We start from the raw sequence: 11,595 nt of genomic DNA on the forward strand, positions 1-11,595 counted from the left end.
AATTATTTCACGATACCTTTCTCCAGATATTCTTCCAGATTGGTACGAACCTTGGCGGCAGCACCGTCGGCAGCAACCTTAGCCATATCGCTGTCCACCATAATCTTTATCAGTTCCTCAAACGAGGTTTTATTGGGGTTCCATCCCAACTTGGCCTTTGCCTTCGAGGGGTCGCCCCACAGGTTGACCACATCGGTAGGACGGTAGAAGTCGGGTGATACCTCAATGAGTACTCTTCCTGTTGCTTTGTCGATACCTTTCTCGTTAGCACCCTCACCAACAAATTCCAGTTCGATGCCAACGTGCTTGAAGGCATAGTAGCAGAATTCGCGTACGGAGTGTTGCACACCGGTAGCAATGACAAAGTCTTCCGGTTTCTCCTGTTGCAGGATGAGCCACATACACTCTACGTAATCCTTTGCATAGCCCCAGTCGCGCAGACTGCCCAGGTTACCAAGATATAACTTGTCCTGCTTGCCCTGCTTGATACGGGCTGCAGCCAGCGTAATCTTACGTGTCACAAAGGTTTCACCGCGACGCTCACTCTCATGATTAAACAGAATACCTGAGCAGCAGTACATATCGTATGCTTCACGATATTCCTTCACAATCCAGAAACCGTATTGCTTGGCAACGGCATAGGGAGAGTAGGGGTGGAAGGGCGTTTCCTCGTTCTGGGGCACCTCTTCTACTTTTCCATAGAGCTCAGAGGTAGATGCCTGATAGATACGGCACTGGTCCTTCAGTCCCAACTGGCGTACAGCCTCCAGTATGCGGAGCACACCAACGGCATCCACGTCAGCAGTAAACTCTGGTGAGTCAAATGATACCTGTACATGACTCTGTGCTGCCAGATTGTATATCTCTGTGGGTTTTACCTTGCCGATAACGCCCAGAATACTCATCGAGTCGCCCAGGTCGGCATAATGCAGGTGGAAATTGGGCTTTCCCTCCAGATGGGCAATGCGTTCGCGGTAGTCAACTGACGAACGGCGTATGGTGCCATGCACCTCATATCCCTTCTCCAGCAGGAATTCTGCCAGGTAAGAGCCGTCCTGGCCGGTGATGCCAGTGATTAGTGCGATATTCTTCATTTAGTTTTCTCCACTGAATTGCTTAATACGCTGTTCCTCTGACAGTTTACAGATAAGCAGCGTGTCATTGTTCTCTGCTACGATGTAGCCGTCCAGTCCCTGTACTACCACCTTCTTCTCCTGTGTGGTATGAATCATACAGTTGTGGGTATCAAAGACGCTGATATTCTCGCCGATGAGGGCATTGCCGTAGATGTCGCGCTTCGACTGTGTCTGCAGTGAGCCCCATGTGCCCAGGTCACTCCATCCGAAGTCGGCAGGACAAACAAAGATTTCCTCAGCCTTCTCCATGATGGCATAGTCCACAGAGATATTCTCGCACTGGGGGAACTTCTCGTTGATCATCTCCTGCTCCTGTGGTGTGCCGTAGATGGGCAGCATCTGCTCGAAAATCTTGTTCATCTTGGGCTGATAGATACGGAAAGCATTGACAATTGTCGATACGTTCCAGATAAAGATACCCGCATTCCAGAAATAGTAGTTCTTCTTGATATACTGCTCAGCGGTCTTCAAATCGGGCTTCTCGCGGAAAGAGTCCACACGGAAGATGCCCTTGTTTCTCAGAGAAGAGGCTGACAGGTCGGCCTGAATATAACCATAGCCCGTCTCAGGACGTGTAGGCTTCATACCCAGTGTCACGATGGCATCGCTCTCGGCGGTGAAGTTCATACACTCTGTGATGACACGCTGAAACTCCTGTACGTTCATCACGATATGATCGCTGGGGGTTACCACAATATTGGCCTTGGGGTCTTTTGACTTAATACGCCAGGAAACGTAGGCAATACAGGGTGCAGTATTTCTGCGGCATGGCTCGCATAGAATATTTCCTGCTGGCATCTCTGGCAGTTGCTCACGAACGATGTCTACATATTTCTGATTCGTGACTACCCAGATATTCTCAGGTGAAACCAGTTTGTTAAAGCGTTCTACGGTGAGTTGCAATAATGTCTTTCCCACTCCCAATACATCAATAAACTGCTTTGGCTTTTCTGCAGTGCTCATAGGCCAGAAACGGCTTCCAACACCTCCGGCCATGATAACAAGGTGATTATTCTTTTGTGCCATAACAACTACATTTTTTTTCGACTACTATTTTATGAAGTTGCAAAATTACGGAAAAAGAGTGATACTTGCAAGTAAAAAAGGAAAAATTGTAACGCTCAATTTCCTATTTCAATTATTTTTCGTACCTTTGCGTCCTGAAATTTATAACCTAAAAATTATGAAAGCAATAAAAATCGTATTCATGTCGCTGGTGGCAACTATCCTGGTGAGTTGTGGCACCACATCTACCGTACCCATTACGGGACGTAAGCAGACTTTGTTGGTTAGTGATGGTGAGGTGCTGAGTCTCTCTACCCAGCAGTATCAGCAGTATATGCAGAGTGCTAAGGCATCAACGAATGCTACCAACACAGCGCTGGTAAAGCGTGTTGGACAGAATCTGGCTAATGCTGTGACTTCCTATCTTAACAGCAATGGCCTGAGTGCTGAGACGCAGAACTATGCCTGGGAGTTTAATCTCGTGCAGGACAAGCAGGTGAATGCCTGGTGTATGCCTGGTGGTAAGATTGTGGTATACGAGGGCTTGCTGCCTGTTACTCAGGACGAGGCTTCGCTGGCTATCGTGCTGGGTCATGAGATTGCCCATGCCGTAGCAAAACACTCGGCTGAGCGTCTGAGTAATGAGTACAAGAATCAGTATGGCAATGCCATCCTTGGTGCAGTGGTACAGGGTGCTGGCGTCAGCGAGAAGACGCAGGCACTTATCTCTTTGGGCCAGCAACTGGGTGGTGCGCTGTGGACCTCTGGTTTCTCTCGTAAGCAGGAGAGCGAGGCCGACCATATGGGACTCATCTTTGCTGCGATGGCAGGTTACGACCCACAGGTAGCTACCTCTTTCTGGCAGCGTATGGCTGCTCAGAGCAGTGGTAATAGTGGCGGATTGTTCAGCGATCACCCCTCTGACGAGCAGCGTATCAAGGATATTCAGGGATGGATGCCCGAGGCTCTGAAATATTATGTGCCCAAAAAGACTACAACTAGCAAAACTAGCAAAACTAGTAAGACTAGCAAAACTAGCAAGACTAGTAAGACTAGTAAGACTAGCAAAACTAGCAAGAAGAAATAAGCTTCATATATTCGTCGTAACTGATATATCTGCCGCCCATCGATTCCAGATGGGCGGTTTTTAGTTGACAGTCAATAATGCTGCCGTTCAGTTCCTGCATAGTCTTTGCCAGGTGTATCAGCGCCAGTTTCGAACCGCTTGGCACCAGTGAGAACATGCTCTCGCCAAAGAAAGCCGAACCGATATTCACACCGTAAAGGCCACCCACCAGTCGTTCTTCCTCCCATACTTCCACGCTGGCAGCAAAGCCCTGACGATGCAGTTCGGTATAGGCCTTGATGATGTCTTCGCCCAACCAGGCACCTTCTTCGTCGTAGCGCAACTTACTGCAATTGTGGATCACACCTTCAAAATCCTCGTTCAGGCTGAAGGTGTATTTCTTTTTATTTAATAAGGTGCGCATAGAGTGGGAGATATGTATCTCGTCGGGAAATATCACGAAGCGCTCGTGCGGACAGTACCATACGGGTTCTTCGTTGTCGCGAAACGAGAACCACGGAAAAATGCCGTGCTGATAGGCCAGCAACAGCCGGTCTATACTCAGGTCGCCGCCCACCGCCAGACAACCGTCTTCATCGGCCAGGCGTGGGTCTGGGAACCACAAATCGTCGTCTAATTGGTAAACCACCTTATTGAGTTAAGAGTTAAGAGTTCTTGGCGGAGCCAAGCGGCGAAGCCGAGCGAAGAATTAAATTGTGATTTCTCCTCCGTCTTTGAGTGAGCCGAAGAGTATTTCGCGCATCAGTTGTGGCTTCAGACGCTGATTGATGACGCGGTCCATCTCGCGTGCGCCATATTCCTTTGTGAATCCCTCTTTCAGCAGGGCAGCGAAGGTCTCGTCCTTCAGCGTCAGCGTCACCTTCTTGGCGGTGAGCTTCTGCTGCAGTTCACGCAGTTTCTTCTTGAGAATCAGCTCTGCCATATGGTGGTCCATATCGTTGAACACCACAGTACCGCTCAGTCGGTTGATAAACTCAGGCTTGAAGGTCTTCTTTACCTGTTTCAGCATGGCCTCACCACGACTCACACCTCCTGTGAAACCGATGTTGGCCTGTCCGGCAAACTGTGCGCCTGCGTTTGAGGTCATAATCAGAATCACGTTGCGGAAGTCAGCCTTGCGTCCCTTGTTATCCGTCAGACGGGCGTAGTCCATCACCTGCAACAGGATGTTGTAGATATCCTGATGCGCCTTCTCTATTTCGTCAAGCAGCAGCACACAGTGGGGTGTCTTACGGATGGCATCCGTCAGCAGTCCACCATCCTCATAGCCAATGTAGCCGGCAGGCGAACCGATGAGCTTGGCTACCGTGTGCTTCTCCGTATATTCACTCATGTCGAAGCGTAGCAACTCGATGCCCAGTTCCTTGGCCAGCACACGTGCCACCTCTGTCTTTCCTACGCCCGTGGGACCAACGAAGAGCAATGATGCCGTGGGCTTATTGTCGTCCAGCAGTCCTGCCTTCGACATCTGTACAGCCTCTACCACCTGACGGATAGCCTCATCCTGTCCGTAGATTTGAGTTGAAAGGTGAGAGTTGAGAGTTGAGAGTTTCTCGTTGTCGTCCTCTTTCGTTGTTACATCTATCTTGCAGGTCTTTGCCAAGACTTCGGAAATCAGAGACTTTGTGACCACCTTTACATCTTCCTTCTTACCTCTTACCTCAAGCGTAGCTCCCGCCTCGTCGATCAGGTCGATGGCCTTGTCTGGCAGGAAACGGTCATTGATATATTTCGCGCTGGCCTCTACGGCATAGCGCAGGGCCTCGTCTTCATAGACCACCTTGTGGAACTCCTCATATCTGGGGCGCAGTTGCATCAGGATGTTCACGGCTTCGTCGATGCTGGGCTCCAAGATGTCTATCTGTTGGAAACGGCGTACCAGTCCTTTGGAACGAGAGAAGTACTTATTGTATTCTTCGTAAGTTGTTGAACCAATGAATCTTAAATCACCTCGCTCCAGATATGGTTTTAACATGTTTGAGGCATCCATACTGCTCTCGCCCACGGCACCGGCACCTACCATGTTGTGTATCTCATCGATGTAAACAATGTTGTTCTTGCCTTCGCCTGCCACACCGTCCATCACCTGTTTGATGCGCTTCTCGAAGTCGCCGCGATACTGTGTGCCGGCCAACATCGTGCCCAGGTCCAACATATATATACTGCTGCCTTTCAGCCTGTCGGGCACGTTGCCTGCGTTGATGCGGGCAGCCAGTCCGTAGATCAGCGCCGTCTTACCCACACCGGGTTCGCCTACATGCAGGGGATTGTTCTTGTCGCGACGGCAGAGCACCTGAATAGTACGCTCTAACTCGGCCTCGCGGCCAATGAGCGGGTTCTTCTGATCCACCACGTCGTTCATACACGTCACCAGTCGTCGCCATCCGGCAGCCTCCTCCGTACGCTCCTCACCCTCGTTCTCGTCTATCAAACTTGCCTCCTCATAGGAAGATACGATATCGCTGACGAATTCAGGCTCACAGGCGCCCAGATGCTTCTTCAGCAGATAGGCTGCCCACGACTCTTCCAGTTCCAGCATGGCCACCACAACGTGGGGTATGTCCAGTGCCTCGGCACTACTTGAGATAACCTGTAGCGACGCCTTTCCCATCAGTTGATTGTATTGCTCTGACGGCATCAGTTGGTATTCTATGTTGTAGGGCACGAATCCCGTCTCTACCAACCTGTTTTCCACTTCGTCCATCAGCTCTGTAATATCACAATAGAAGTCTATCACCGAGCAGAATACGTCCTCAGAGAGCAGTTCGTAGAGCACTGTCTCGGGTGTTACAAATTCATATCGGCGTTCTTTGCAGAGCTCTATACACTCCTGCAAAAGGTCATTCAGTCTTTCTGTCAGTTTGATATCTGCCATAAAATCGATTAATCCGGTTCATAAGTAAGCCTCAGGGGAAATCCCTCATTGCGTGCCATCATCGTGGCTCTCTTCACTTTCGACACGGCGATGTCATAGGTATAGATACCCACCACGGCCTTGTCCGAGTGATGCACCTGAAGCATCAGTTTCTCTGCTTCCGCAGGCTGTTTGAAGAAAACATGTGTCAGCACCTTCACCACGAAGTCCATTGGTGTGAAGTCATCGTTGTGAATAGTCACCTTATAGCGTTGCGGCTCGCGCAAGTCTGTGCGCTGCCTCTCCTTTATCTGCGATTGTTCCTGTGGCATACCTTATTTCTTTATTGCCATTGGTTCATACGTTTCATTGTTCTCATGGTGCAAAGATACACTTTTTTATTGAAATAGTTCGTTATTTTATGAAAGAAAAAATGCATTTCTTGTCTGTCATCTCGATATTATTTCTTATCTTTTCCCTCGAACCACTTCGTCGTATCTCTGACGGAGAAACGACGTGTTGCTCATCGAGAAACGACGTTTCTCTTTCTAACCCCAAAATTTCGAGTCATAATTTAATGTTTAATGTTTCATGTTTTATGTTTAATATTTAATGTTTAATGTTTAATGTTTCATGTGGAAGTGTTTGAGAACTTTATAAGTATCTGTAACACAGGTAGAAACGATTATGCCCTGAAGTTGAAAGGTACAAAAAAGTGCAATTTGCAATTTGCCGTTTCTGGTGCCAAAGCAAGCAGTTTTTCTATCATTAGAGCAATATAAGATTTAACAATTCGTTAAGATTATTTAACAGACGAATTTTAGTCATTTTGAGCTATTGGCAACTTTGGTGAGCAAAGACAAGACTTTTAGCCAGTCAAAAGAGAGAAGATAAATCATCAAAATGGGGGCATTTGTACCGACCTTGTACCTCGGTTGCGCTAAGTAACTGTGTGACAAGGTCGGTTAATAATTCAAAGTCAACGAATGACACAAAAAATGTGCTGTCAATTGTATCAATGTTTATGTGTCACCAGACAGATAATCTTTGGTACAAATTGGTTAAAAAGGTCGGGAAAAGAAAGGTTGAGGTGACACTTTGAGGCAATAATGAAGTAAAAATAGGTGTGTTCACCTTATTTAATATGGCAAGTTATCTGTAATTGGTGGAAAAGTTGTAACTTTGCAGCGCAAAGTTTGTAAAAACAGCAGACAATATGGCAAAGATAACAGTACAGAACACGCAGATAACGGTCATAAAGCAGAACGAAGATGACTATATCAGCCTGACAGATATGTTGAAGGCGAAAGATGGTGAGTTCTTTTTTTCTAACTGGCTGCGCAACCGCAACACCATAGAGTTCCTTGGAATATGGGAGCGGTTGATGAATCCGAATTTTAATTGTGCCGAATTCGACATAATTAAATCTCAGGCAGGGTTGAACCGTTTCCGTCTCAGTGCTAAAGAGTGGACAGAAAAGACTAATGCCATCGGTATTATCTCGAAGGCTGGACGTTATGGTGGCACCTACGCCCACAAGGACATTGCCTTTGAATTTGCCATGTGGATAAGCCCTGAGTTCAAGGTCTATCTGATACGTGAGTTCCAACGGCTGAAAGATGAGGAGCAGAAGCAACTTGGCTGGACGGCAAAGCGTGAATTGTCGAAGATTAACTATCGTATTCACACGGATGCCATCAAGCAAAACCTGATTCCGGAAGAGGTGACGGCAGCACAGGCAAGCATTATCTATGCAGAGGAAGCGGATGTACTGAACGTTGCCATGTTCGGACAGACCGCCAAGCAGTGGCGTGAAGCCCATCCTGAACTAAAAGGAAACATTCGTGACTATGCTTCCATCAACGAACTTATTTGTCTGGCAAATATGGAGAACATCAATGCAGTTCTCATTGATGAGGGTGTGCCACAGGGCGACCGCCTTGTCCGCCTCAATCAGATAGCCATCAATCAGATGCGTGTGCTGGAGAACGATGATAATAGAAACCTCTTAAAATGACATGAGTGGATAGAATATAACATAGAACAACATAAGAAGCGTTGACTTTTTGATTCTTGTTCCAAAATTCGCCAAAATATTAACCTACGAGATGATAGAAGTTGATGCTCGCGTTTAGGCGCGAGCTGAGACTTGTATTAGTAGGTAGGCGTTTGGCGATGCCTTGGAACAAATGCACAGAATCAGACTCGCGCCATCTTTATGTCCAGCGATTAGGAAAGTTTAACGCCCGACAGTGCAAGATTTCCGGCTTTCGGCGTTTAATCAAACAGAGCAATTACATCAAAATTATAATGAAAATGAAAACAATGAAGATTTGGAGACTCGCCTTTGCAATGCTTGCTGCTTTCTCCCTCGCCTCTTGCAGCAGTGATAGCGAAGAAAATAGAGAATATCAGCCCGCCCATCGCTCGGCGATAATCAACGGTGTAAAGATGGTGCTGACAGATGCAGACGGCAACGATCTTTGTAGCCAGACAGAGACGCTTAGTTCACTGAAAATCTACGGCAACCTGTCAGGACAATATGCCTCAACAGGGAACATGAGGGAGGATGGGGTGATGTACATCAAGTTCAACGCCGACCTGCCCGACGAGCGGGACATCAAATACAACGAAGACAAGAGCATTGGGACGGGAACGTCCACGATGACCATCATCGTTGGCGGGAAAACCGCCCGTCTGACGTTTGCCTTTGAGATTACCGACAACAGCAATGGCGAGGAGATGTATGGCGGCAATGCCATCCACGTTATAGGCGCACAACTCGGCAATAAGACCGTAGCCAATGAAGAAAACGGCGACATGGTAATCGTGCTGGTCGTGGACGAAGGTGGCCTAACCCTCTCTGACGAAGTTCCCATTCCAGAAGAAGCCACGGCTACACACCTCATGGCCGATGCGCCGCTTGCGAACAAGGTCTATCTGGGTTCAGGGTACGACGTGACGGGAGCCTATCTCAGCAACGACTGCCTGCGCGAGAATGTGATAGACCTCAGCACATTCGACGAGAGCGACCAACCGAAGATAGCCGCATTTAGCGGCACGGGCAGTCTGGTGAGCGGTGTTGACAATGCCTGGGGATTTCTCAATGGGCTGCGCGTGGCTCAGGGCTTCACCATGGAGGGCGAACCGGGCGATGTCTATTTCGCAGGCACGTTTACGGACAATCCACTATTCAAGGAAGCATCGGAGCGTGGCGATGACTATAAGTTTCTGATGTATATTGACCGCTACATCGTCTATCGACACCAACTCAACATGACGATGTATCTTTCCAAAGCCTATTTAGAGCGGATACTGACCGACGAGTTCAAGCGGGCATTGGCCGAGGAGAGTGCTGAGCGCATCGTGGAACGCTTCGGCACCCACGTGCTGAAGAAGGCCTCAATGGGACTGAGCATCCTCTCGCTCTACCGCTCTGGCCTGAAAGCCAACACCCGTGATGAAGACCGCTTCACAGCAAGTATGTTCCGCCGTATGATGGAAGTCTATTACCCCATCTTCTGGGGCATCACCGACAGCAAGGCCACCAAGGGCGGTGCGCTGGCCGTTCAGTGTCATGGAGGCAACACTCAGCGGCTCGCGGCAGCCTTGGCTCGTTTCCCTCTGACGTTTGAGGTATCATCGGCAGGCATCGCCGATTGGTGGAATCAGTCAAGCGAAGAGAAGAGCGACCTTTCGCTGGCCCACCTACAAGACGACGACCTGATTCCCATCTACAAACTGATACCCGACGAGACCAAAAGGGCCGAGGTACAGCGTGCCGTAAAGGCGTATATCCACAGCCACCAGTTGAATTAACCAGAGCAGGAACTCATGAATACGATTTTGAGACTCGCCTTTGCGATGCTTGCTGCCTTCTCCCTCGCCTCTTGCAGCAGCGACGATGATGAAGAATTTCTGATGGACCAACTCGCGGGCACTTGGGAGCAAGTGTATGATGAAGGTGTTGTGGCTGAGGGGTATGTGCAGTACACGTTTACGCCTGGCAAGCCGGCTACAGGGGGTGAATGTACCATTCATGTGTATGATGTCTTTGCAGGCGACACGACATTTGTGCGTGACTATGCACTGACCGAGGACCGCCATCTGGCTATATACATCGGACAGTATGGCGGTACGCCCCCGGAAATCCAAGAGTATGATGTCCAAAAGCTTTCGGCAAAAACGATGACTTGGCATCTCACAAACTCGGATGTAGTTTTGAATTTCAAGAAAGTAAAATAAAAGGGACATGAAACATTTATTTACATTGCTATTGATAGCCTGTTCACTAACGGCGACGGCACAAGAAGAAAGAATCGACACGGTTATTCCTAAGTTTCTTTCCAACGGCTATTTCTTCCGTGAAATGCCTAAATTGCCCGACGGTGAGAAGTCCATCATGCGACTGAAAGACAAGGAGGGCAATAGTCTCGTCGTCATCAACGTCGATGCCACGCTGCCCAAGTCTCTTATCCGTCAGGCCATCCCGCGTGAGCAAGTCCACAATGCCGACCAGTTCCTGAACGGTCTGAACATGATGCACGAGATGGGCGAACTGACAAGGGCAAACGTGAAAGCCGACGGCACATTCTACTCGCCCAAGGCCGGTGAGCCGTTCCCGCAGTTCAATGAGAAGGATATGGACGGGCGCACATGGACGAACGACAGCATTCGAGGCCGCGTGATGGTGCTCAACCTGTGGTACTCCGGCTGCGGCCCCTGCCGTGCCGAGATGCCCGAACTCTCCACGTGGAAGGAGCAGTTGCCCAATGTGATGTTCTTCTCTGCCACCTACCACGATGCGGAGCTGGCCAAGCGTATTACCGACAAGCACCACTTCACGTGGACGCATCTCGTTGAGGCCAAGGACATGATGTCGTGGATTGGCACCGAGGGTTTCCCCTTCACCGTTGTGGTCGATAAGCAGGGCATCGTCCGCTATGCCGTCCACGGCACGAGCGAGGATAAACGTGCTGAGTTGCTGGCAAAGATTAAGGAGGCTGATGCAGAATAAGCCGCACACGCTGTCGGGCAAGTCGTGGATAAGGACCAGCACGGCAGGTTTCGAGGGCGACTGCAAAGGAGAAATAGAATGGGGGCCTATCTTTAAGAACCGGAAAGACTATCTGCTGACCGACATTATGGTCGCCATCGACAAGTGCGAGTACGAGGAATGCCTATTGAGTTTCAACTGTTACGAGGTTCGGGACAAGAAGTTTGTCAATGTACTGAACAAGCCCATCTACCTGCGAGTCACGCCAGCCGACAATGGCAAACAACTCAGCGTCACCCCTGTGGAGTCTGTCGTTCTGAAAGGCAAGAAGAAATACTGCGTCACTATCAGCGTCGTTGACATCAAGGGCAAAGGCAGGCTGTCTTTCCCCGCCAACTTCAAGAGCAGTTATGCCCGTCACAAAGTGAAAGGAAAAATGAAGAAAATTCCTGGCTGCCCGATGATTATCGTGAAGGGCCACGAGGTGGAATTGTAGATACTATATTTATCGGACTGC

11 protein-coding genes are annotated in these 11,595 nt (G+C 49.0%); 6 read left to right on the forward strand and 5 right to left on the reverse strand.

The genetic code is table 11. The annotated features are described in order from the left end of the window. Positions 1-2: 2 nt before the first annotated feature. Positions 3-1,094, reverse strand: coding sequence for a GDP-mannose 4,6-dehydratase (gmd, locus tag L6468_RS05165; RefSeq protein ID WP_237795982.1), 1,092 nt, complete (start codon positions 1,092-1,094; stop codon positions 3-5). Next, a complete protein-coding gene (locus L6468_RS05170) occupies positions 1,095-2,162 on the reverse strand; it encodes a mannose-1-phosphate guanylyltransferase (RefSeq protein WP_237795983.1) in 1,068 nt (355 codons plus the stop codon). A 157-nt stretch (positions 2,163-2,319) separates the two neighbouring features. On the opposite strand from L6468_RS05170, the gene L6468_RS05175 reads away from it, so the two are divergent. Next, positions 2,320-3,228 (forward strand): M48 family metallopeptidase, encoded by a 909-nt coding sequence (locus L6468_RS05175; RefSeq protein ID WP_237795985.1) that lies wholly within the window; start codon positions 2,320-2,322, stop codon positions 3,226-3,228. Here L6468_RS05175 and aat read toward each other — a convergent pair. Genes aat through L6468_RS05190 form a run of 3 tightly spaced genes read right to left on the reverse strand, consistent with a single transcriptional unit; the run spans position 3,212 to position 6,414 of the window. Beyond that, positions 3,212-3,856, reverse strand: coding sequence for a leucyl/phenylalanyl-tRNA--protein transferase (aat, locus tag L6468_RS05180; RefSeq protein ID WP_237795993.1), 645 nt, complete (start codon positions 3,854-3,856; stop codon positions 3,212-3,214). The two genes, L6468_RS05175 and aat, sit on opposite strands and share 17 nt — an antisense overlap. Positions 3,857-3,916: 60 nt before the next feature. Continuing rightward, positions 3,917-6,103, reverse strand: a complete 2,187-nt coding sequence (locus tag L6468_RS05185; RefSeq protein WP_237796006.1) for an AAA family ATPase — start codon at positions 6,101-6,103, stop codon at positions 3,917-3,919. An 8-nt stretch (positions 6,104-6,111) separates the two neighbouring features. Further along, positions 6,112-6,414 carry an ATP-dependent Clp protease adaptor ClpS gene (locus tag L6468_RS05190; protein ID WP_237796008.1) on the reverse strand — a complete coding sequence of 101 codons (303 nt, stop codon included), beginning with the start codon at positions 6,412-6,414 and terminating at the stop codon, positions 6,112-6,114. A gap of 884 nt (positions 6,415-7,298) precedes the next feature. Here L6468_RS05190 and L6468_RS05195 point away from each other — a divergent pair. The 5 genes from L6468_RS05195 (at position 7,299) to L6468_RS05215 (ending at position 11,574) form a co-directional block, all read left to right on the forward strand. Beyond that, positions 7,299-8,099: a KilA-N domain-containing protein gene (locus tag L6468_RS05195; RefSeq protein ID WP_111898462.1), complete on the forward strand. Its 801-nt coding sequence runs from the start codon at positions 7,299-7,301 to the stop codon at positions 8,097-8,099. A 308-nt stretch (positions 8,100-8,407) separates the two neighbouring features. Further along, on the forward strand, positions 8,408-9,901 hold the full coding sequence (locus tag L6468_RS05200) for an MACPF domain-containing protein (protein WP_237796010.1): 1,494 nt from the start codon (positions 8,408-8,410) through the stop codon (positions 9,899-9,901). 15 nt (positions 9,902-9,916) lie between these two features. After that, a complete protein-coding gene (locus tag L6468_RS05205) occupies positions 9,917-10,327 on the forward strand; it encodes a hypothetical protein (RefSeq protein WP_237796012.1) in 411 nt (136 codons plus the stop codon). Between the two features lie 7 nt (positions 10,328-10,334). After that, a complete protein-coding gene (locus tag L6468_RS05210) occupies positions 10,335-11,099 on the forward strand; it encodes a TlpA family protein disulfide reductase (protein WP_237796014.1) in 765 nt (254 codons plus the stop codon). Further along, positions 11,089-11,574, forward strand: coding sequence for a hypothetical protein (locus L6468_RS05215; protein ID WP_237796016.1), 486 nt, complete (start codon positions 11,089-11,091; stop codon positions 11,572-11,574). The genes L6468_RS05210 and L6468_RS05215 overlap by 11 nt, the downstream gene beginning before the upstream one ends. Positions 11,575-11,595: the final 21 nt, after the last annotated feature.

The organism is Prevotella communis (assembly GCF_022024115.1).
GTDB classification, from domain to species: domain Bacteria; phylum Bacteroidota; class Bacteroidia; order Bacteroidales; family Bacteroidaceae; genus Prevotella; species Prevotella communis.